The organism is Bacillus sp. FSL K6-0972 (assembly GCF_037976035.1).
Taxonomy (GTDB): domain Bacteria; phylum Bacillota; class Bacilli; order Bacillales; family Bacillaceae; genus Bacillus; species Bacillus haynesii.
The window spans coordinates 1,523,936-1,545,610 of the sequence record NZ_CP150260.1; the positions used below are offsets into that span (position 1 = coordinate 1,523,936).

Below are 21,675 nucleotides of genomic sequence, written 5' to 3' on the forward strand. Positions count from 1 at the left end.
TTTCATCTCCTAAAGCTTAAGCCAATTTGCCAGCATTTTGTCTTTCGATTTAAAATCTTTTGCCATCTGTGCCAGGTATCCGCTGATGTCTTCTAAATCTGAAATCGTGTCCTTTAATGAAGCAATATACGCTTTTTCGGCATGAACATCGTAAAAGAGCGGATTGCCTTTTTTGTCAAAAGACTGCGCCAGGTTATTCAGCGTATTGTTTACATCGTCAAGCGTCAGCTTGTCGTATAAACCGTGACCGACTTGACGGTAGGTATCATGTTTCAGGTCGTTGATCTCGGCGTCGTGTTCCTGATAAGCGTTTTCGGCTTCCCGTTTCATCGTCCGCAGATCGTTGATAATCGCATTTACTTTTTGCGCGAGCTGTTTGGCGACTTCCGGGGTGATTTTAATCGTGCCGCTGGCGGAAGCAACTTCCGGTGGAAGCATCGCTTTTAAATTTTTGTCATAAACGAGTTCATCGCCCTCTATATTTTGAACGTTGCCGTTTTCGTCGAAAGAGAAATTCGACTTATTTATCCCATGTGTATCCGGATTTTGAAAGATTAGTGTATTAGCGAAATACAGAAGGTTTCTTCCGACCTGTTGAAGTTTATTGCCGTCAAGTCTTTCTTCGCGATTAGCTGTTGCAATAGAAGGGTCTTTTGTGTATATGGTAGTCCCGTTGTGGCGATCAAATTCGTCCCACCAACCGGCACCGACCATATCATCCGGATTAATGATCGATTTTACATAAGAGTTATAATCTCCGTTATTAATTTCCTTCTGTTTTTCATCAGAATGCAGGTGAACGATTGAAGGGCTGTTAAACGCGACGGCATAGATATCATTGTTGACCGCGCTATATTCAGCCTCTGCGCCGCCGAGAGAATGTCCGGTTGTTGAAATAACTGTCGAGGTGCCTTTATACTTTTGTTTAACTTCTTTAACTAGCCGATCGGCTTGATCGATTTGTGTAGTCTTAGTAATTACTTTATAGTTTCCAGACTCCATCATCTGAAGCTGTTGCATTGATCGAGTATACACACCAAGTGTTTTAGATGTATCTTTTGCGTCTTTTTCTACAATATATTCAGTCTCTTGTTTGGGATCTAGTCCAATGACCACATTTTCAATGTCTGCCTTTGCGCCATCTGCTTCAAAATCCTTTCCGAGATCAGTACCTGCAAAAGCTACAACGACGTTTTTCGGGTTATTGGATTTTACCCACTTGCCGTTTTTATTTTCGGCCTGGGATAGAACGGCCGCATCTAACCCGGTGTCTTCGTCTGTTTTAATTTTATCAACATACCAGTAGGTGGCTCCGGAAACAGATGAATTAATCCTTATGTACTCTTTGTTTTTTAATTTCTTTCTGAGATAATCATAGTTGTAAGATCGTTGGCTTATACGATAATAAGTCTCATCAGTAAGATTTGACTTTTTTATTTTGTTACTCACGATACACAACACCTTCCGTGTAATGTAAAATAATAATAGGAAAGGAATGAATTTCATTTGAAAAAATACATTATTATCCTACTATTGTTAATTATAGCAGGTGGAGGGTTGTTTATGAAGCACCAATATGATCTCAAAAAAGAAGAGGCTGCCCTTTTTGAGAAGGCGAAAACTAAGATGACTGAATATCTACATAATGAGTACAAAGGTATAGAAAAGATTACTTATTATGACGATTACTTTATTGATCCAACCGGAGCTATCACCGTTGAAGGATATTTGAACGGTGATAAATCTAAAGAGTTCGATGGTTTATATGATCCGACGAGTGATAAAATAGGAAGCTCGTCTGTAGACGCAGAAGAAAAATAGAAATAGCCCGCTCAACGGAGCCGGGCTATTTCTATTTTTCTTTATATACTCTTTTTCATGCCGCACCGCGACTATATTGGTCTTTAATCTCCTCAACATAAAATAAGTCCTCTACAGGTACGTTTAATCCCTCTACTAATAATAAATAATGTTGTGATGTCGTATCTGGTATTCATTTTAAATCTGCTTATCGTAGCCTCTGTAGTACCCACCAACTCAGCTAATTCCTTTTGACTTTGAATTCCCTTTTCTTTCAGAACTTCATTTAGCCTAGATCGAACTATTAGCTTTTTCTTTTATTGGGCTACAGACAGAAGCCGGTCATGATTGAGGCGAAGTTGTTTGAGATGGGGATGGAGAATGGATACGCATGTTATCCTTTGTTTTCCGATAAATTTCTCGGTTTCTTCCCGAAAAACGGTTATTTACCTAAAGCGAATAGAAGCCCTGCAATCAAGACGCTTGAAGGGTGGTACGAAGTCGAAGTTGTAAACATCGTTACAGGCGTAAAGGGTGAGCCGTACCCGGTGGAAAAAGAGATTTTCGAAGAGAGTTACGAGAAAGTTAGCGAATGACTGAGGTGCCAAATAAACGTCAAAAAATGAAAATAACAAATTTGATGGTATATACGATCCGTCTAATCATAAGATAATGAGTCATAGTGTTGATGCTGTTATGAAAAAAGAGTGTAGAGATAAAGATTGCGGATATTAAAGGCCCCGCTTAACAATGAGCAAACCCTTTTTTGCTTACTTCTATAACGTTCCCAAAAATTCCCGACCTTCAAACAATAAATAGCCGGAACGATTTAGTTCAACTCAATCTGTGGGAGGAAGGGTATACTTTAGAAAAAAGCTTATTATTTTGAGGTGGATATTGAAATTATGGATTCGACAATGAATAATTTAATCATCAGTTGTCATTACGCTTTATTGGGGGCAATCCCATACAAATTAAGGGGACTCGCAGTAAAGTTAGAAAATGAAACGTTATACTGGAAAGGTTATTTTAACGGGGAGCCTACAGACGATGAAAAAGAAATGCTGAGCGTAGCTTGTACAGAGGTACTTGCTGACTTTCCAGTCATTAAGGACTGCGAAGAAGAGTATATCAATCATCAGTTTCCATTAAAAATGGATAAATTGCAGTTTTGGGCATTTTTAAGATGGGAAGATAACTTGCATGCGGAAATAGGATAAGCTGTAAAACAACGAAAATTTGATTTATAATAATTTGTTTCATAGATATGGTGTGACGTGTAATAACCGAAAGGTGAATCCATTTTCTGATTATATGGCTTAAAGCTTTAATATGCATAGTTGGTTATCGGGAAACCACATTCAAAATCGTCCAAGTTCATAATAATAAAAAGATATTCGTGTTGAGTAGGCGTGCATCGTTGCACGCCTATTCCTTTTGAAAGGAATTTTTCCTCTAGAACTAAAGAACTTAATAATTCATATTTTATTAGTTCTATTATCCCGTTTTATATGTTTAACTCCAAAAATACACTTCATATGATTTATAATGAAACAGACCTAAGAATTAGCAAACATGGAATGGGATTCAATAAAATCGTATAGTAGGGATGCAGTATGAATTGGAGGATACATTTTTGAAATATAAAAAAGCAGCAGCACTTGGAATTGGTTTACTTTTGTTTATAGGCGGATGTCAGAACAGAGAGGATTCTGAAATTAGCGTCCAAGATTACACAGGACAAGACTTCCATATTCATAGTAATGGTTATCAAGCAGAAACCGCTGAGATTGCAGAAGCGCATCGAGATGAGGTTGAAAAAACTGTAAAAGATTATTTCTTGGATCAATATAGAACGAAGGTAAAAATCCATAACATTGTCGGAGGGCATGGATTTGTTACTGTGTATGCTGAATCAGTCGGAAAATTGCATTTCTATACAAGCGCAAAAATTAAAATTGATTTGGACAAGAAAGAGGTGCAGACTGACGCGATCAGCTCATCGGAGTTGGACGTGAAAGATTCGATTACAAGCGCGATATACGCACTGGCTTTTGAAGACGAATTTGCCGCGCTAGATTACTATTTAGAGAAGCTGACAGAAGATGAACCGGTTGTAGGTAAAACGCAGGCAGCCGTTGATAACACAAGCGGTAAGGGATATCAGACACCCTATTATGCTGTTTCCTTAAATACGGATTGGAAGGATGACCTTTATTCAGCATATTTAGAAAATCCGAAAAGAAGTAAACAAGATTGGCAAGAGAAATTAGAGGATGAAGAAATCACCCCAAAATCATGTGATATCATTATACAGTTATATATGAAAAAAGCACATACAAGGCCAAGCGAACGCATTTATAATCAAGTTGTGCAGGATATCGAAGACATGGAAGAGCTGGCCCCAGGGACTTACAGCATTTACTTGAATGACAATAGAATCGATAAAAACTTAGGATATAATCCAAGAAAAAGCACGCTTGGACGATAATGTCTTCCTAAACTGATAATTTGAAAAGGAGAACGATCAAATTTTCTGTATTGATATGGGCCGGAAAGATAAAGTCATCTATTTTAAAATAATGTTTAAGGGAGCCGGAAAGCGGTCGGGTATTCATTTCATTCCGCACGGTCGCCGGCTTTTTCAGTTGTTCAATCAAAAAGCGACATCCATTACGGCACTGCGCGATGCTTGAAATATCAAACTTCTTCGGGACGATGTGGGAACAGAGGAAAAAAACCGCCGGACCCGGGTGGCAGGCGGTTTTTCCTTTTGTAGAAAAACTTGTGGAAATAAAGCTGCGTGGAAATCGTGAATTTTTGCTGTAAAGGGCGGCTGATTAATGCAGGGAGTCTTTAATAATTTTATAGTTTTTATGATTGACGACGGTTAAGGAGTCCAGTTCCAAGTCTCTGTAGTTTTCCATAATCGTGACATCGACGATCACAGAGTTTTCGTTTACTTTCTCTACGATTCCGGTGAGTCCGTTTTTAAATTCGATGACGTTCCCGACTTTTGCAATTTTCAAGTGACTTCCTCTCCTTTAAAGTAAATTAACCTATTGAAAGTATTTTGCAATATTTTCTTGGAGAAGTAAAGCGATTTGGGAAGCGGCATCACTATTGTTGTACCCGGTGTGACTTAATGATATAGTTAATTAGTTAAAGATGATGAGAGAAAAGGGGAGAGAATAGGTGACAGAGCAAAATGCCATCGATCAGATCGAGCAATTAAGATCAGGGAGCATTCATGAGCTCCATGTGAAAAAAGAAGATTTTCTTTCTTTCAGGGCCATCTTAACAAAGCAGGAAGATTTTAAGCATTTTCGCGGCATTGCCCAGCATGGCGGAGATATTATATTTCAATATATGAAAGAGGCAAGAAGCTGAAAAAAGCTTTCTCAGACCGGCTGAGAAAGCTTTTTTTATTTGTGTGAAGGCATATGTTTCTGGAGATTTTGGTGTTTTCTGCATGAAACCGTCCGGCTGTCTGCAATAATGTGACAACCGGACGGTTTGATGGAAGTCATGCCAACATTTTGGCAATGAAATCAGCAATTCGTCTTGTTACTGTAAAACATATGTTTTTTTCGATGAAGATTTGACAAGGAGGAAGGAAATGAAATCGAAGTTTGCTGCGCTAGCTGCGTTTTTAATCTGCATGCTGCCGGCGGCAAGAATCGAGCATGCTCAAGCTGTCATGTTGTTCTCGAAAAAAGATAAACAGGAAATGGAACGGCTGATGGAAAGCCTTAAACAAGAAGAAAATCCTGCTTTTTCTCAATTGACAGATGAAAAAAGCTTCATTGAAGCTGCCTATCTGCCAGCTGAAGAGGAGGAGGAAATAGAAGAAGTTGAAGAAGAGACGACAGATCTTACACAAAAAGAAAAAGATCTTTTATCAAGGCTTGTACATGCCGAAGCAAAAGGCGAGTCATTTGAAGGAAAAGTGGCTGTCGCCAATGTCGTCCTGAATCGGGTGGAAGACGGCCGATTTCCTGACAGCGTAAAAAGCGTGATCTATCAAAGAAACGCTTTTGAGCCCGTTCTAAACGGCAGCATCGAGAAAAAAGCAGACCGCGAATCAGTTGAAGCTGTGGAAGAAGCGGTAGATCAAAATAAAAAAGAAACAGAGGCTTTATTTTTCTATAATCCCGACATCGCTTCTGATGACTGGATTAAAACGAGAAAAGTCGTGAAGCGCATCGGCAATCATGTCTTTGCGATCTAAACAGCAGTCAGGGCCATCCGCCTTGGCTGCTTTTTATGTGCGATTCTTTCTCACTATACAGCCCAAGAAAAAATTTGTTTTTGATACTTTATGAAAATCAATTTTCATTAAAAAGAAAATAATTTTTAGACTTGTCTCATATGATGGGATAAACCCGTGAGACAAGGAGAGACCTCATGAACCGTTTTGTAAAAGGAATCGTTCTTCTTTCGCTAGCTGCTTTTTTTGCAGAATGTCTTGAATTCGTCATCAACATGATTCTTGCACGGGAGCTTGGCGAGCATGGCATGGGGCTCTACATGAGTGTTTTGCCTTCCATTTTTTTAGTCGTGGTGATTGCGAGCCTTGAGCTGCCTGTATCGATATCGAAGTTTATCGCCGAGTCCAGCCCGAAGCTGCACGAAAGCATGCTGAAACATGCATTGCGGATGACTGCGGTCTGCACGGTTTTCTCCACGGCGGCTGCAGTGATCATACTTCCATTTATTCCGGTTTTTGATTCTTATCACCCTCTGATCAGAGGACTTGTGATCGGGATGATCCCTACGGTTGCATTCACATCGATCGCGAGAGGCTACTTCATGGGCGTTCAGCAAATGGGTAAAATCGCAACGGCGAATGCACTGAAAAAAATCTTTCAGCTCATCGGCTTGTTTTTATTTTTTCAATGGTATTCCTTTGATTTGGATACTTCTCTTCTGATCTCATTGTTTGTCCTCGTTGCAAGTGAAGTGGTCGTGTTTGTTTATTTGTTTTCGCAGTTTGTTTTGGTCAGGCGCGCCGCTCAAAAGGGGCAGCAGATCCACTTGCGGAGAAACGATGTTTTAAAGCGCCTGCTCACTGTTTCGATCCCGACGACGGGGCTGCGCGTATTTCACGCTGTGACAAATGCCGTTGAACCTTTTTTGGTGAAGGGGACGCTGCTTGCCGCTGGCGTATCGAGATCATCGGCCATCGACCAGTTCGGCATGCTTTCGGGTGTGGCGATGACAATCGGCTTTTTTCCGGCTTTTATCGCCCATTCACTGATGGTCGTCATGATCCCGAGCATTTCTGAAAGCTACGCTTACGGACAATACGAAAGAGTGATCAAACGGATTAAACAGGCGATCTTCATCACGCTGTTTTACGGCATACCGTCCGTCATGGTGATGTATCACTTTGCAGAGCCGCTGACCCATTTATTTTTCGATTCGGTCAAGGCGTCTTTTTACCTTAAAATGTTGTGGCCGTATTTTTTATTCCACTTTTTTGCCATGCCGTTTCAGGCCTGTTTAATCGGAATGGGGTTGGCCAAAGATGCCTTTTACCATAACGTTTGGGCCAGTGTCTTGTCGTTTTTGATGATGTATGTTCTCGGGTCCATGCAGACTTTGCAGATGACGGGGATCATTCTTGCGATGAATACCGGTATGATTTTGCTGACGGCGCTGCATTATGTGACGATTTGCAAAGAGCTGGGTGTCACACTTTTGTTAACAAACAAATCCCGCTCTCCGAGAATTGAAAGCCGTTAATTGACTCTCTTCATAGTTTTGGTTTTTGCGGGGAAGCTAATACTAAAAAGAAGGGGAGTTCACATGCGAAGAATCAGTCTTATTTATCCGCTCATTCTGCTGCTTTTTATCGGGGCATTCGTATTTCAGCCGCAGGCCTCTGCAAAACATGCTTCGCCGGCAGTCATGCAGATGAACACGGTGGAGGGGCAGCGCGTCGTCATTCCCGCCGAAGGCCAGAAGACGATCGTTCATTTTTGGACGACCTGGTGCCCGCCGTGCCGTGAAGAGCTTCCGCGATTCCAATCCTACTATGAAAGCAAGCAATCCGGCGTAAAGCTCGTGACCGTGAATTTATTGAATGCTGAAAAAAACGAACAGAAGGTGAAACAGTTTATTAAAGCAAACAAGCTGACATTTCCGATCGTTTTTGACAAAAAGGGCGAAATGATGAAAGCTTACAATGTCATGACGATTCCAACAACTTTTTTCTTTAATGAAAAAGGAGAGCTGGAGAAATCGGTTGTCGGACCCATTACTGTAGAACAGATGAAGGAATGGGCAGGGAAAAGCTGAGCCGGGAGTTCAGCTTTTTTTTGGAATGTAAATGATAATTAATATCATAAGGAAATTATAATAATTATTATTTGAAAACGTAGAATGCCGTGCTATAATGAGAAATAGAAAAGGGTGTGTTCAATGGACAAGAAGCAGTCATACCCTTATATAAATAAAATACTTAATGTTTATGCTGCCGATGAGGCGGCAATTTGTTTTTTAAGAAGGAAATTGACGATGAATTACATTCTCAATTAGGGAGGATATTGGAGATGCAATTAGAGATCGGGAAGCAATCGCAGCAAAACCGTCACACGTTTCACTTTGAAAATTGGAGGCAGCACGGGGAATTGATTGCTGCGCTTTTGTCGGGCTTGTTGATTCTTGCCGGCTGGCTGTTGTCCGGCAATGAAACATTGTCCGTTGTTCTGTTTATTTTAGCTTTTTGTATCGGCGGCTTTGCCAAAGCGAAAGAAGGTATACAAGAAACGCTGTCGGAAAAAACGCTGAATGTTGAACTCCTGATGATTTTTGCGGCAGTCGGGTCTGCGCTGATCGGCTACTGGGCTGAAGGGGCCGTCTTAATTTTTATCTTTTCTCTCAGCGGAGCGCTTGAAACGTATACATTAAATAAAAGCAAACGCGATTTGACATCGCTGATGAAATTGGAGCCGGAGGAAGCCGCTTTGCTTGAAGAAGAAGGGACAAGAACCGTGGCGGCAGCCGATCTTCAAGCGGGCGACCTCATTCTTGTTAAACCTGGAGAACGCATTGCGGCAGACGGGGAAATCGAAACCGGAAAAACGAGTATCGACGAATCGGCTCTAACTGGCGAATCAATCCCCGCGGAAAAAACACTCGGAGACGCGGTTTTTGCGGGGACTGTCAATTTAAGCGGATCACTCACGGTCCGTGTCACAAAGGCAAATGAAGATTCGTTGTTCAAAAAGATCATCCGGCTTGTTGAGTCTGCGCAAAACAGCGTTTCGCCGTCACAGGCGTTCATTGAGCGATTTGAAAATATTTACGTTAAAGGGGTTTTGCTTGCTGTCGGACTGCTGCTCTTTCTGCCGCATTTTTTGCTTGGCTGGAGCTGGAGCGAGACATTTTACAGAGCGATGGTGTTCATGGTCGTCGCTTCGCCGTGTGCCCTTGTCGCTTCGATCATGCCTGCCGCGCTGTCGCTGATCTCGAATGGCGCAAGAAACGGCCTGCTTGTCAAAGGCAGCGTCTTCCTTGAAAAGCTCGGCAACAGCAAAATTGTTGCATTGGATAAAACGGGAACGATTACGAACGGAAAGCCTGGCGTGGAAGACATGCTTCTAGCTGCTGATATCGGGGAGTGCGAATGCTTGGAGGCTGCTGCTGCAATTGAGAAGCAGTCAGGTCATCCGCTTGCCAAAGCCATTGTCGAGTATGCAGAAGCAAAAGGCATCGAGCCTGCCGCGAATGTGTCGATCGAGGAGACGTCAGGGTTTGGCGTTCAGGCTCAATACCGTGGAGAGACATGGCTGATCGGCAAAGCCGGATTTGTCGGGGAAGAGGCAGCCGGGCAGTTTCTCACGGCGGCTGTTCAGAAGCTTGCCAAGCAAGGAAAAACAATTGTGTTTATGAAAAAAGGCGAAAAAATCGCGGGGTGTTTTGCATTAAAAGACCAAATCAGACCGGAAGCAAAAGCGGTGATCGAAGAGCTGAACGCGCTTGGTGTTCAGACGGCGATGCTGACAGGGGATCAGCCTGAAACCGCAGCGGCTATCGCACGCGAAGCGGGCTTAAAAATCGTCGTTTCAGAATGTCTTCCTGACAGAAAAGTAGAGGAAGCGAAAAAGCTGAAAAAAACATACGGAACAATCGTTATGGTGGGAGACGGAATCAATGATGCACCGGCCCTAGCCGCCGCTGATGTGGGGATCGCAATGGGGGAAGGAACAGATGTTGCACTGGAAACAGCTGATGTCGTTTTAATGAAAAACGAATTGACAGGACTGACCAAAATGATTCGGCTCTCCCGGAAAATGAATACGATCATTAAACAAAACGTCATTTTCTCGCTTGCTGTGATCTGTCTTTTAATCTGCAGCAACTTCCTTCAAATTCTTGATCTGCCGCTCGGTGTCATCGGGCATGAAGGAAGCACACTGCTTGTTATTTTAAACGGCCTCAGGTTGTTGAAATCCTAAAAAAAACGGCTGCACGTTAACGGCAGCCGTTTTTCTTTTTGAGAAAGAGGCGACGCATACATAACCGGTGAGCAAGAGACGGGAAAAACTGATACAATGGATGTGATGCTTTTACATGTTAAATGTATGGTACGGAAACTGTCTCAAGGAGTGAACAGAGCATGGAAAGAATCGAACAAATCTCTTCCTGGCTGAAAGAAAAAAACATATCTTCGGCTTTTATTCATTCAAAAGAAAATGTATTTTATCTCACCGGCTTTTATACAGAACCGCACGAACGGCTGATGGGCGTTTTTATTTTTCAAGATGAAGAGCCGTTTTTTGTTTGTCCGCAAATGGAGGCCGGCCAGGCAAGAGCAGCCGGCTGGGCGTATGAAATCATCGGATACGGGGATCATGAAAACCCTTGGGAACTCATATCCTCAGGGCTTCAAAAGCGGAACGGCCAATATTCAAAAGTAGCGGTTGAAAAAGAAACGCTTGCTCTGTCGCGCGCCGAAATGCTGCAGGGAGTCACTAACGGTGCGGAACTTGTCTCTGCAGAGGAAAGGCTGAACCAAATCCGCGTCATCAAAGACGAAAAAGAAATCAGCATACTCCGCGAAGCGGCCAAGCTTGCCGATTACGGAGTTGAAGCAGGCGCCGCCGCATTAAAAGAGGGCATAGCGGAAATCGATGTCGTCGCTAAAATCGAATATGAACTGAAGAAAAAAGGAGTCCAGGGGATGTCGTTTTCCACAATGGTCCTTTTCGGAGAAAAGTCGGGACAGCCGCACGGAAACCCGGGCAGCCGCACCCTTAAGCCGGGCGATTTCGTCCTCTTTGATTTAGGCGTGATCATTGACGGATACTGCTCTGATATTACAAGAACGCTCGTCTATCAAAATGTGAGCGAAAAACAAAAAGAAATATATGATACGGTGCTTCAGGCCGAAACGGAGGCACTTAAGATGAGCAAACCCGGTGTCAGAATCGGCGATCTTGATTTGAAAGCGCGCGGCATCATCGAAAAAGCGGGCTATGGTGATTACTTTCCTCACCGTCTCGGGCACGGGCTCGGGATTTCACCTCATGAATACCCGTCCATGAGCCATAACAATGACGAGCTTTTAAAACAGGGCATGGTATACACGATTGAACCCGGCATTTATGTGCCGGAAATCGGAGGCGTTCGCATCGAGGATGATGTACTAGTCACAGCCGATGGAGCAGAAGCGCTGACAAAGTATCCAAAACAGCTGACTGTCATTTCATAAAAAATGGAACCCGCCTGCGCGGGTTCTTTTTTATTCCGGACGTGAATGGTTTGTCTTTTCATCTCGCCGTCAATCCTTTGAAATAAAAAAATCGTCAAAGGAACGGAATGGTTTGATCTCGTGTTTTTCTTTGAGCGGTTTCATCGCTGCTTTTGAAGACAGCACGATAACGATACATAAGAGGATCAGAATGAAGATACCCATTTTTCTTCTCCTTTCTGGAATGAAAACGTGTTCAGCACCGGTGCTGCCTTCATTCTAAATTATGAAATGCTTTCCATAGCAAGCCCTAAATCAATAAAGAAAACCCCCTGATGTCAGGGGGTTCAGGAATTCAGCTTCATATTATTGACACTGATGCTGCCAAAAAAGTCCTATGATGATCGTTTGATGAATGAATCGATGACGCTTACCTGCTTTCGTTTTGGTGATTTAGATTGATCAAAAGATAATCGGTTTGCATCATTATTCTCATGTGAAAAATTTGTATACTAAGCTCAGAAGGAAAGGGGGGATTAAACGGGAAAACCGCTGACAAATTAAATCTGTTTTAGGCAAAATCTTCTCATCTCGCATCCAGATATTTCAGTCTCCGCAACGATTGCGGATTCACCCCCACAACAAATAAGCATGAAGGATTTTTCTAATGATTTGAAGTTTATTACCTCTCTGAAAGGAAGCTAGCAAAGAGTGAAAAAATTAGGATATGTACTGTTTTTGTCGATGTTTGCTTTTTTCAGTATCGTACCGGCAGCTGACGCGAAAGTCATTGATCATGACAAAGTGCAAGGTTTCAGCGAAGTAACCCCTGTGACGCTTTCTCAAAAAGCGGCCAAACGTTTTCAGCCTTTTTTGAAGGTCGCGAGCGGCTGCGTCCCTTTTCCCGCAGTTGACGCGCAAGGCAACACAAGCGGAGGCCTGGAGCCTACAGGAGCGCCCGAAGGCCACTGCAGCAAAAGCGTGGGACAAGTTTACTCCCGTTCTGCATGGTATAATGGAGTTTGGGCGATTATGTATGCATGGTATTTTCCTAAAGATTCACCTCTGCCTTTAAAAGCATTCGGCCATCGACATGATTGGGAAGGAATCGTCGTATGGATCGATAATCCGGCAAATCAAAATCCAAAAATGCTTTCCATCGCTTATTCTCAACACGGTAAATTTCAAAAAACAGCTCCAAACAACAATATTATGGAAGGCGATCATCCAAAGATCCGCTATGATGCTCCGCAACCACCGATCAACCACAGCCTATATGTGGACAGTGCAAAGGGCGGCACCCAGCCTCTCATCGGATGGGAAGATTTGACGCCTGCCGCAAGAAACGCATTGAACACAACGGATTTCGGAAGCGCAAACGTTCCTTTCAATGATCACAATTTCACGAATAACCTAGGAAAAGCATGGTTTAGATAAAAAATATTTCGTGTATCCGGCTGATTGGTGAAATGTTTTCATATCAGCCGATTTTTTTTGCCGCCTGTACCTCCTCCAAACATCTTCTTCGCTTATCAATAGAACCCCGAAAAAAATTCCCGAAAAAGATCAAAATCTATGGCTACAAGCGATATAATTTCTTTATGATGATGAAATGATCCGGCACGTACGAAAAGATTTGAATGAAAGAAGGGAAACGAATGGCAAATATCAGGAAAATAGCTGAAGCCGCAGGGGTTTCCATCACGACTGTTTCAAGGGTTCTCAACGGCCACCCGTATGTCAAAGAAGAAAAGCGCCAAAAAGTTCTTGAGACGATTGAACGGCTCGAATATGCAAGGAATATGCATGCCGTTCATTTATCGAAAGGCTTTTCCAATATGATAGGGGTTGTGCTGCCGACCATCAGCCTTCCTTATTTCGGCGAGCTGCTGGAAGGAATCGCTGAAGAAGCTGCGAAGGAAGGCGTTCACTTTTCGCTTTATCAAACAAATTATCAATTGGAAAAAGAAGTTTTTGCATTGGAGCAGCTGAAACAAAGACAGGTGGACGGCCTGATTTTCTGTTCAAAAGCGATGTCTGATGAAGCGCTTTTGGACTGGCGTGAGACCGGTCCGTTCATCCTGTGCCAGGACTCAAGCGAGCAGCATTTTTCAACGGTCAGCATTCCGCATAAAGAAGCGTTCCAGCTTGGACTGGATTTTTTGATTGAAAAAGGGCACACAAAAATCGCGATTGGTTTGGCAAGGAAAAACGGTATGAACAGCCACTTTCGCCTCAAGGCATACAAGGAAGCTTTGGCCGCAATCGGGGAGCCTTACCGGGAAGAGTGGGTATTTGAGCGGTCGCTGACGATTACCGACGGGCAAAAACTGTTCTCCGAATGGAGAGGGATGGAGGAGAAGCCGACAGCTGTATTTGTCGCCAACGACCAAGTATCAGCCGGTATGTTTCTTGAAGCGCAGCGTCATCAGGTAGATATTCCCGGAAGCCTCGCCATTTTAAGCTGTGACAACCAGCCGATCAGCGAAGTGCTAGGCATTTCAACGATCAAAATCAATATAAAGGAAATGGGGAAGCATGCGTTTCGCCTTTTGCAAAAAAGAATCAGCGGTGCCGACCCGGAAAAACAAACCGTTCCTTACAAGCTGGTCAAAAGGGCGACTGTGTAATTAAAACATCAATCATTTTCCAGACAGTGATCAAAATTCGACATTTTTCATCAAAAACGTCAAAATAAATTGACGCGCTTTCATGAGTTTTGTACGATATGAGAGATTGATGACAAAAAGGAGCTGAGGATCGTGAACAGATCCTTTACCGTTGAAAAGGTACTCAACAACAACGTTTTAATCGCTCTCCATGATGATTACAGAGAAGTTGTCTTGATTGGCAAAGGAATCGGTTTTGGTAAAAAGCGCGGAGATCTTATCGAACATGAGAACTATGAAAAAATGTTTATCCTGGAAAATGATAAGGAACAATCGCAGTATAAGAAGCTCCTCACTTATGTCGATGAAAAAATGGTTGATATCGCCAATGATGTCATCTACCATATCGCGCAAAAAATCGGCCAGCCGCTGAACGAACACATTCATGTCGCCCTGACGGACCATATCGCATTTGCGGTTAAGCGCTTAGAAAAGGGATTTGATATGAAGAATCCGTTTTTGCTTGAGACGGAATCGCTTTATCCGAAGGAATACGAAGTCGCCAAAGAAGCCGTCGATATGATTAATGAACAATCCGACATTCAGCTGCCTGAAGGAGAAATCGGGTTTATCGCACTTCATATCCACAGTGCGATGACGAACCGCCCGCTTTCTGAAGTCAATCAGCATTCACAACTGATCTCCAGGCTTGTCCAGGTCATCGAAGATTCGTTCCAGATGCAAGTTAACAGGGAAAGCGTGAACTATTTGCGGTTGATCAGGCACTTGCGCTTTACGATTGACAGGATAAAACGGGACGAGCCGATTCAGGAACCGGAAAAATTAATGTTGTTGTTGAAAACGGAATATCCGCTGTGTTACAATACTGCTTGGAAGATGATCAAGATCTTGCAGCAAGCGCTCAAGAAACCAGTTCATGAGGCAGAAGCCGTTTATTTGACATTGCATTTGTACCGTTTAACTAATAAAATTTCATAACGCCTTTATAACGTGTTACTGATTCGATCAGGCATGAGTGAAAAAAGGGAAGAAATGAAGACGCTGTCTTTTGTTTCTTAGTGTACCCGCTTTCACCATGCCTTTTTTGTCGTTCTAAAGGCGAAATGTAAACGGTTTATTTGGATGAAAAAGCAGTCTTTTGAACGAAGTTGTCATGAATTTTTGCTGTAAGGTCAAACTATCCTTAGAGGGGGTTAAAAAATGTTTAAATCGCTATTTGGCGTTCTGCAAAAAATTGGACGAGCGCTGATGCTTCCTGTTGCCATCCTGCCGGCTGCAGGGATTCTGCTCGCGCTTGGTAATGCCATGCAAAATCCGCAGATGACAAAAGTCGCACCATTCTTAACGAACAGCACCGTTCAGCTTGTTGCGAAAGTGATGGAAAGTTCAGGTGACGTCGTGTTCACCAACTTGGCGCTCCTTTTCGCAGTCGGGGTTGCCATCGGTTTGGCTAACGGCGACGGTGTTGCCGGAATCGCCGCTATTATCGGATATCTTGTTATGAATGTCACGATGAGTGCAGTGCTTCTTCAAAACGGTTCGATTCCAAGCGACGCAGTTGAAAGAGCACAGTTCTTTACTCAAAACCATCCGGAATATACGACAATGCTCGGGATACCGACATTGGCAACAGGGGTATTCGGGGGTATTATTGTCGGTGTCCTGGCCGCTGCCATGTACAACCGTTTCTACACAATCGAGCTTCCGCAATATTTAGGATTCTTTGCAGGAAAGCGCTTTGTTCCGATCATTACATCTATTTGCGCATTGCTGCTGGGTCTCGTCATGCTGTTTATCTGGCCGCCGATCCAAGGGGCACTGAACAGCTTTTCGACGAACCTGCTTGCAGCCAATGAAGCGGTCGCAGCTCTCATCTTCGGAATGATTGAGCGGGCTCTGATTCCGTTCGGTCTTCACCACATTTTCTACTCGCCGTTCTGGTATGAGTTCTTCAGCTATACAAACCAGGCGGGAGAAATTGTCCGCGGTGACCAAAGAATTTTCATGGCGCAAATCAAAGACGGCGTCGAATTGACAGCGGGTACATTTATGACCGGTAAGTATCCGTTCATGATGTTCGGTCTTCCTGCGGCAGCGCTTGCCATTTATCATGAAGCAAAACCGCAGAACAAAAAGCTTATTGCCGGTATTATGGGGTCAGCAGCTTTAACAGCATTCTTAACAGGGATCACTGAGCCGATCGAATTCTCATTCCTGTTCGTCGCTCCGATTCTGTTTGCGATTCACTGTGTGTTTGCCGGCCTGTCATTCATGATGATGGACATTTTGAATGTTAAGATCGGGATGACGTTCTCCGGCGGTTTGATCGACTACTTCCTGTTCGGAATTCTGCCGAACCGTACTGCTTGGTGGCTTGTTATTCCTGTCGGTTTAGTCCTGGCTGTCATCTACTACTTCGGATTTAGATTTGCCATCCGCAAGTTCAACTTGAAAACGCCTGGACGCGAAGATGCAGCTGCAGAATCCGCTGATGAAGGCAAAGAAGCAGCAGGAGATCTTCCTTATCAAATTCTTGAAGCAATGGGTGACCAGGAAAACATCAAGCACCTTGACGCTTGTATCACAAGACTTCGCGTAACAGTCAACGATCAGAAAAAAGTTGACAAAGAGCGCTTGAAAAAACTCGGCGCATCAGGTGTACTGGAAGTCGGCAATAACATCCAAGCGATCTTTGGACCAAGATCCGACAATTTAAAATCGCAAATGCAAGACATTATGTCAGGCCGGACACCTCGCCCTGAAAAAGCGCCGAACGCTGCCGAGGAAGTGGAGCAGCAAATCGAAGAAGCTATGGTCGAGCCTCTTCAAAACGAATCCGGTGAAGAAGTATTCGTTTCACCGCTTGTGGGTGAACTTCATCCGATTACAGATGTTCCGGACCAAGTATTCTCCGGAAAAATGATGGGCGACGGATTCGCGATTCTTCCTGCAGAAGGCACAGTTGTCTCACCTGTAAGAGGTAAAGTGCTGAACGTATTCCCGACAAAGCATGCGATCGGTCTGCAGTCTGACGGCGGCAGAGAAATTCTGATCCACTTTGGAATCGATACGGTCAGCCTGAAAGGCGAAGGCTTCACTGCATTTGTTTCTGAAGGTGACCGTGTTGAGCCTGGCCAGAAACTGCTTGAAGTCGACATTGAAAAAGTGAAGGCCAACGTACCTTCTCTGATGACGCCGGTCGTGTTCACGAACCTTCAAGAAGGCGAAAGCGTGAGCTTGCAGGCAGAAGGCAATGTCAGTCTGACACAGGACGAGATCGTCCGCATCGAAAAATAAATTCACAAAATGGCCGTACTTGTCAGATGACATGTACGGCTGTATGATATAATATTGTGAATGTACTAAAAGCTTTAAATTAAAAGGAGATTGATAAAAAATGGCACAAAAAACGTTTAAAGTAACTGCAGATTCTGGAATCCACGCTCGTCCAGCGACTGTTCTTGTACAAACAGCAAGCAAATATGATGCAGATATCAATTTGGAATATAACGGAAAAACCGTTAACCTTAAATCAATTATGGGTGTTATGTCACTAGGTATTGCCAAAGGTGCTGAAATTACGATTTCTGCTTCCGGCGCTGATGAAAATGATGCTCTTTCCGCACTTGAAGAAACAATGAAAAGCGAAGGTTTAGGCGAATAATGCTTGAATTAAAAGGAATAGGCGCTTCAGCCGGTATTGCGATCGCAAAAGCATATCGGCTTGAGGAGCCTGATCTAACGGTTGAAAAGAAAAACATCTCTGATTCTGATGCGGAAGTAAATCGTTTTGAAGACGCCATCGAGCGTTCTAAGAAAGAGCTTGAAACTATTAAAAACCATGCTTTGAAAGAGCTTGGCGAAGATAAAGCGGAAATCTTTTCTGCACATTTGCTAGTATTAAGCGATCCGGAACTGTTGAACCCGATTAAAGACAAAATCAAATCGGACTCTGTCAACGCGGAATTCGCTTTAAAAGAAACGGCTGACATGTTCGTCACAATGTTCGAGTCGATGGATAACGAATATATGAAAGAACGCGCTGCAGACATCCGCGATGTCACCAAGCGTGTCACAGGGCATCTTCTCGGCGTGGAAATTCCGAACCCGAGCCTGATCTCTGAAGAGGTCATCATCGTAGCCGAAGACTTGACACCGTCTGATACTGCACAATTAAACCGCAACTTTGTTAAAGGGTTTACAACAGATATCGGCGGACGGACGTCTCACTCTGCCATCATGGCGCGCTCGCTTGAAATTCCGGCTGTTGTCGGCACAAAAGCGGCAACGAAAGGCATTCAAAACGGCGTAACGGTTATCGTTGACGGCATCAATGGCGATGTCATCGTTGATCCTTCCCAGGATATAATCAGCGAATACGAAGAAAAGCATCAAGCCTTCCTGGCGCAAAAAGCCGAATGGGCGAAGCTTGTCAACGAACCGACTGTAACGAGTGACGGCCATCACGTGGAACTTGCCGCAAATATCGGCACACCTGATGATGTAAAAGGCGTTCTGGAAAATGGAGGAGAAGCAGTCGGCCTTTACCGGACTGAATTCCTTTACATGGGCAGAGACCAGCTTCCGACAGAAGAGGAGCAATTTGATGCCTATAAAACCGTTCTTGAACGTATGGAAGGCAAATCCGTTGTCGTTCGTACTCTTGATATCGGCGGAGACAAAGAGCTTCCATATTTAGAACTGCCAAAAGAAATGAATCCTTTCTTAGGATACAGAGCGATCCGTCTTTGCCTTGATGAGCAAGAGATTTTCAGAACGCAGCTTCGTGCGCTGCTTCGGGCAAGTACATATGGAAACTTAAAAATTATGTTCCCTATGATCGCGACTGTAAACGAATTTAAAGAAGCGAAAGCGATTCTTTTAGAAGAAAAAGAAAAGCTGCAAGCTGAAGGCCAACAAGTTTCCGACGACATTGAAGTCGGTATGATGGTTGAAATCCCTTCAACAGCGGTGATCGCTGATCAATTCGCTAAAGAAGTCGATTTCTTCAGCATCGGAACGAATGACCTGATTCAATATACGATGGCTGCTGACCGGATGAATGAGCGGGTATCTTACCTTTACCAGCCATACAATCCTGCGATTCTCCGCCTGATCACGCTTGTCATTGAAGCGGCTCATAAAGAAGGAAAATGGGTCGGCATGTGCGGCGAAATGGCGGGAGATGAAATTGCGATCCCGATCCTGCTCGGTCTTGGACTGGACGAGTTCTCAATGAGTGCGACGTCAATCCTTCCGGCAAGAACGCAAATCAGCAAGCTTTCTAAAAAAGAAACAGAATCGTTCAAAGAGCAAATTCTGTCCATGAGCACAACAGAAGAGGTTGTACAATTCGTAAAAGAAACCTTCAATATGGCATAAGCAATTGAAAATCCGGACCGGCATAACCAATGCCCGTCCGGGTTTTTTTGGTTATCTGAATGATCCCGGCCGCGGAGGAGATAATACATGTGACCATTTGTTAGAAAGGGGGATTCTGATATGCCGAGGCAGCCATTCAAACCGGGAGATGAGGTCTATGTCATTTACCGGAACCCGCATGCCGTCAATGTGGCGCATATAAAGGAAGCTGAAGTCGTTGATCATCCGCTTCACGAAGGTGAACTGGCATTGTTTATGTATGATACATATCACGCCTTTGCCGAAGATGATGCCGTTTTTTCTTCATATGAAGAAGCGGAACAGCTTTACCGTGAATTATTTGATGTGACATGAAGACATTACCGGTATATCACATCCTCTAAATGCAAAAAGTAACGAAAATAAGCAAAGGATGTGTCTAATTCCAATGGTAAAACCGTTTGTTCCCCAGCTCGTCTATATTGAACCGAGAGCGCTCGAATATCCGCTTGGAAAAGAGCTGAGGGATAAGTTTTCAAGCATGGGGCTTGAGATCAGGGAAACGACTTCACACAACCAGGTGAGGAATATCCCGGGGGAAGGCCACCTGCAAAAATACAGAAATGCGAAATCCACTTTGGTGATCGGCGTCAGAAAAACATTGAAGTTCGATTCGTCAAAACCGTCCGCAGAATACGCGATTCCGTTTGCAACAGGGTGTATGGGTCACTGTCATTATTGCTATCTGCAGACGACAATGGGCAGCAAGCCGTACATCAGAACGTACGTCAATGTGGAGGAAATACTTGATCAGGCGGATCAATATATGAAAGAACGCGCTCCCGAAGATACGCGCTTTGAAGCTTCTTGTACATCTGATATCGTTGGAATTGACCATTTGACACACACATTAAAACGAGCAATTGAGCATTTTGGTCAATCCGACCACGGAAAACTGCGTTTCGTGACAAAATTCCATCATGTCGACCATTTGCTTGATGCCAAGCACAACGGAAAAACGCGATTCCGCTTTAGCGTGAATGCCGCCTATGTCATCAAAAGCTTTGAACCCGGCACATCTCCGTTGGATAAACGGATTGAAGCCGCTGTGAAAGTAGCGGAGGCGGGCTATCCGCTCGGTTTTATCATTGCTCCGATTTATATTCATGACGGCTGGCAGGAAGGCTACAGAGTGTTGCTCGAAAAGCTCGATCGTGCGCTGCCGCAGCATGCGAGGCGCGACATTACCTTTGAAATGATCCAGCATAGATTCACGAAGCCTGCAAAAAGAGTCATTGAAAAAAACTATCCAAAGACAAAGCTCGAACTGGATGAAGAAAAACGGCGCTATAAATGGGGCAGATACGGGATTGGCAAATATATCTACCAGAAGGATGAAGAAGCAGAGCTTCGCAGCGCCCTTGAATCGTATATCGACAACTATTTTCCCGAAGCAAAAATCGAATATTTCACATAACAGAGCTTTAGTTAGAAAAGCTCTGTTTTTTGTTTTGAAAACATTATCTTAAAAAAGGATTTTTCCACTCCATTAAGACCGCATAATCAAGCGATTCCTCATCTTCAATGTAGCCGGGAATCACGCAAACTGGCGAGCGTCCGCAATGAAGCAGGAATGAGAGCACGGGATCGCGCTTTTCCCCGTCCAATACAGCCTGAACATATTGTTCGGGCGTCATTTCTGCAGCCGACTTGTGATAATGGGGAATCCGCCCGCCGCCAATGAGCCGCTTGAGCCCTTTAAAAACCGTCAGTTCATACATGGATTGCATCAGCCGCTTTCCGATGCCGAGTTTTCGATAGTCCGGGGACACGGAAATATCGACGACATAAAGGGAATTTCCATCGTTTTGATGTGTGCCGATATACCCGTTGTCTGTCACTTCATCCCATCTGTGATGTGGATGATGCGGATCAAAATCAGTCATGAGCGCCGTCATCGAACCGATGATTCGGCCTTCGGAAGCCGCGCAAAGCGCTCCATCGGGAAATCGTTCAATATGGGAATAGAGCTGCTCTTCATTCCACAAAAGGTCTTCCGGAAACGGAGGCGGAAAGCATTCTCTTTGAAGAGCAATCAAATCGGGAATATCTTTTTTGCTGTAATTGCGGATGTCCACCTGCTGATAAGAAGTGCCGTTATCGACGTAGAACTGTTTATAGATC

The 21,675-nt window shown here is 43.8% G+C and carries 23 protein-coding genes; 18 read left to right on the forward strand and 5 right to left on the reverse strand.

What is annotated here, in order from left to right; all coding sequences use genetic code 11:
• Nucleotides 1-9: 9 nt before the first annotated feature.
• Complete coding sequence (locus MKX80_RS07750) at nt 10-1,449, reverse strand: lipase (RefSeq protein WP_268324066.1); 1,440 nt, start codon at nt 1,447-1,449, stop codon at nt 10-12.
• A 57-nt stretch (nt 1,450-1,506) separates the two neighbouring features.
• Between MKX80_RS07750 and MKX80_RS07755 the strand changes: the two genes are divergently transcribed.
• Nucleotides 1,507-1,821, forward strand: coding sequence for a DUF1433 domain-containing protein (locus tag MKX80_RS07755; RefSeq protein ID WP_176275806.1), 315 nt, complete (start codon nt 1,507-1,509; stop codon nt 1,819-1,821).
• A gap of 92 nt (nt 1,822-1,913) precedes the next feature.
• Here the strand turns inward: MKX80_RS07755 and MKX80_RS07760 are convergent, their stop codons facing one another.
• Nucleotides 1,914-2,033 carry a hypothetical protein gene (locus tag MKX80_RS07760; RefSeq protein WP_234112959.1) on the reverse strand — a complete coding sequence of 40 codons (120 nt, stop codon included), beginning with the start codon at nt 2,031-2,033 and terminating at the stop codon, nt 1,914-1,916.
• A gap of 111 nt (nt 2,034-2,144) precedes the next feature.
• On the opposite strand from MKX80_RS07760, the gene MKX80_RS07765 reads away from it, so the two are divergent.
• The 3 genes from MKX80_RS07765 to MKX80_RS07775 all read left to right on the forward strand — a co-directional run bounded on the left by MKX80_RS07765 (nt 2,145) and on the right by MKX80_RS07775 (nt 4,291).
• A complete protein-coding gene (locus MKX80_RS07765; protein ID WP_268324067.1) occupies nt 2,145-2,396 on the forward strand; it encodes a hypothetical protein in 252 nt (83 codons plus the stop codon).
• Nucleotides 2,397-2,705: 309 nt separating this feature from the next.
• On the forward strand, nt 2,706-3,020 hold the full coding sequence (locus tag MKX80_RS07770; protein WP_154996005.1) for a hypothetical protein: 315 nt from the start codon (nt 2,706-2,708) through the stop codon (nt 3,018-3,020).
• Nucleotides 3,021-3,436: 416 nt separating this feature from the next.
• Entirely contained in the window at nt 3,437-4,291 is an 855-nt protein-coding gene (locus tag MKX80_RS07775) for a DUF1672 family protein (RefSeq protein ID WP_154996003.1), read from the forward strand.
• A gap of 349 nt (nt 4,292-4,640) precedes the next feature.
• Here MKX80_RS07775 and MKX80_RS07780 read toward each other — a convergent pair whose 3' ends face one another.
• Nucleotides 4,641-4,829, reverse strand: coding sequence for a DUF2187 family protein (locus MKX80_RS07780; RefSeq protein WP_003181225.1), 189 nt, complete (start codon nt 4,827-4,829; stop codon nt 4,641-4,643).
• Nucleotides 4,830-4,995: 166 nt separating this feature from the next.
• On the opposite strand from MKX80_RS07780, the gene MKX80_RS07785 reads away from it, so the two are divergent.
• From MKX80_RS07785 to MKX80_RS07810, 6 genes are all read left to right on the forward strand, one after another.
• Nucleotides 4,996-5,190, forward strand: coding sequence for a hypothetical protein (locus tag MKX80_RS07785; RefSeq protein ID WP_020451168.1), 195 nt, complete (start codon nt 4,996-4,998; stop codon nt 5,188-5,190).
• Nucleotides 5,191-5,419: 229 nt separating this feature from the next.
• Nucleotides 5,420-6,031, forward strand: coding sequence for a cell wall hydrolase (locus MKX80_RS07790; protein ID WP_268299858.1), 612 nt, complete (start codon nt 5,420-5,422; stop codon nt 6,029-6,031).
• 176 nt (nt 6,032-6,207) lie between these two features.
• A complete protein-coding gene (locus tag MKX80_RS07795) occupies nt 6,208-7,548 on the forward strand; it encodes a polysaccharide biosynthesis protein (protein WP_268324068.1) in 1,341 nt (446 codons plus the stop codon).
• 63 nt (nt 7,549-7,611) lie between these two features.
• On the forward strand, nt 7,612-8,103 hold the full coding sequence (gene stoA, locus MKX80_RS07800) for an endospore biogenesis thiol-disulfide oxidoreductase StoA (protein WP_154995997.1): 492 nt from the start codon (nt 7,612-7,614) through the stop codon (nt 8,101-8,103).
• Between the two features lie 254 nt (nt 8,104-8,357).
• Nucleotides 8,358-10,265 (forward strand): heavy metal translocating P-type ATPase, encoded by a 1,908-nt coding sequence (locus tag MKX80_RS07805; protein ID WP_182070761.1) that lies wholly within the window; start codon nt 8,358-8,360, stop codon nt 10,263-10,265.
• Between the two features lie 161 nt (nt 10,266-10,426).
• On the forward strand, nt 10,427-11,521 hold the full coding sequence (locus MKX80_RS07810; protein ID WP_182070760.1) for a Xaa-Pro peptidase family protein: 1,095 nt from the start codon (nt 10,427-10,429) through the stop codon (nt 11,519-11,521).
• Between the two features lie 69 nt (nt 11,522-11,590).
• Here the strand turns inward: MKX80_RS07810 and MKX80_RS07815 are convergent, their stop codons facing one another.
• Entirely contained in the window at nt 11,591-11,725 is a 135-nt protein-coding gene (locus tag MKX80_RS07815; protein ID WP_003181237.1) for a hypothetical protein, read from the reverse strand.
• A gap of 486 nt (nt 11,726-12,211) precedes the next feature.
• On the opposite strand from MKX80_RS07815, the gene MKX80_RS07820 reads away from it, so the two are divergent.
• The 8 genes from MKX80_RS07820 (at nt 12,212) to splB (ending at nt 20,968) form a co-directional block, all read left to right on the forward strand.
• Complete coding sequence (locus MKX80_RS07820; protein ID WP_182070759.1) at nt 12,212-12,937, forward strand: NPP1 family protein; 726 nt, start codon at nt 12,212-12,214, stop codon at nt 12,935-12,937.
• Nucleotides 12,938-13,158: 221 nt separating this feature from the next.
• Complete coding sequence (locus MKX80_RS07825) at nt 13,159-14,130, forward strand: LacI family DNA-binding transcriptional regulator (protein ID WP_182070758.1); 972 nt, start codon at nt 13,159-13,161, stop codon at nt 14,128-14,130.
• Nucleotides 14,131-14,262: 132 nt separating this feature from the next.
• On the forward strand, nt 14,263-15,108 hold the full coding sequence (locus MKX80_RS07830) for a transcription antiterminator (protein ID WP_154995987.1): 846 nt from the start codon (nt 14,263-14,265) through the stop codon (nt 15,106-15,108).
• A 222-nt stretch (nt 15,109-15,330) separates the two neighbouring features.
• Nucleotides 15,331-17,427 carry a glucose-specific PTS transporter subunit IIBC gene (gene ptsG / locus MKX80_RS07835; RefSeq protein ID WP_339228298.1) on the forward strand — a complete coding sequence of 699 codons (2,097 nt, stop codon included), beginning with the start codon at nt 15,331-15,333 and terminating at the stop codon, nt 17,425-17,427.
• Nucleotides 17,428-17,527: 100 nt separating this feature from the next.
• Nucleotides 17,528-17,794: a phosphocarrier protein HPr gene (locus MKX80_RS07840; protein WP_003181247.1), complete on the forward strand. Its 267-nt coding sequence runs from the start codon at nt 17,528-17,530 to the stop codon at nt 17,792-17,794.
• Nucleotides 17,794-19,512, forward strand: a complete 1,719-nt coding sequence (gene ptsP / locus MKX80_RS07845) for a phosphoenolpyruvate--protein phosphotransferase (RefSeq protein ID WP_076793876.1) — start codon at nt 17,794-17,796, stop codon at nt 19,510-19,512. The genes MKX80_RS07840 and ptsP overlap by 1 nt, the downstream gene beginning before the upstream one ends.
• A gap of 120 nt (nt 19,513-19,632) precedes the next feature.
• Nucleotides 19,633-19,866 carry a transcriptional regulator SplA domain-containing protein gene (locus MKX80_RS07850; protein ID WP_234112965.1) on the forward strand — a complete coding sequence of 78 codons (234 nt, stop codon included), beginning with the start codon at nt 19,633-19,635 and terminating at the stop codon, nt 19,864-19,866.
• A gap of 73 nt (nt 19,867-19,939) precedes the next feature.
• Nucleotides 19,940-20,968, forward strand: coding sequence for a spore photoproduct lyase (gene splB / locus MKX80_RS07855; protein WP_234112966.1), 1,029 nt, complete (start codon nt 19,940-19,942; stop codon nt 20,966-20,968).
• A gap of 43 nt (nt 20,969-21,011) precedes the next feature.
• Here the strand turns inward: splB and MKX80_RS07860 are convergent, their stop codons facing one another.
• Nucleotides 21,012-21,674, reverse strand: coding sequence for a GNAT family N-acetyltransferase (locus MKX80_RS07860; RefSeq protein ID WP_182071039.1), 663 nt, complete (start codon nt 21,672-21,674; stop codon nt 21,012-21,014).
• Nucleotide 21,675: the final 1 nt, after the last annotated feature.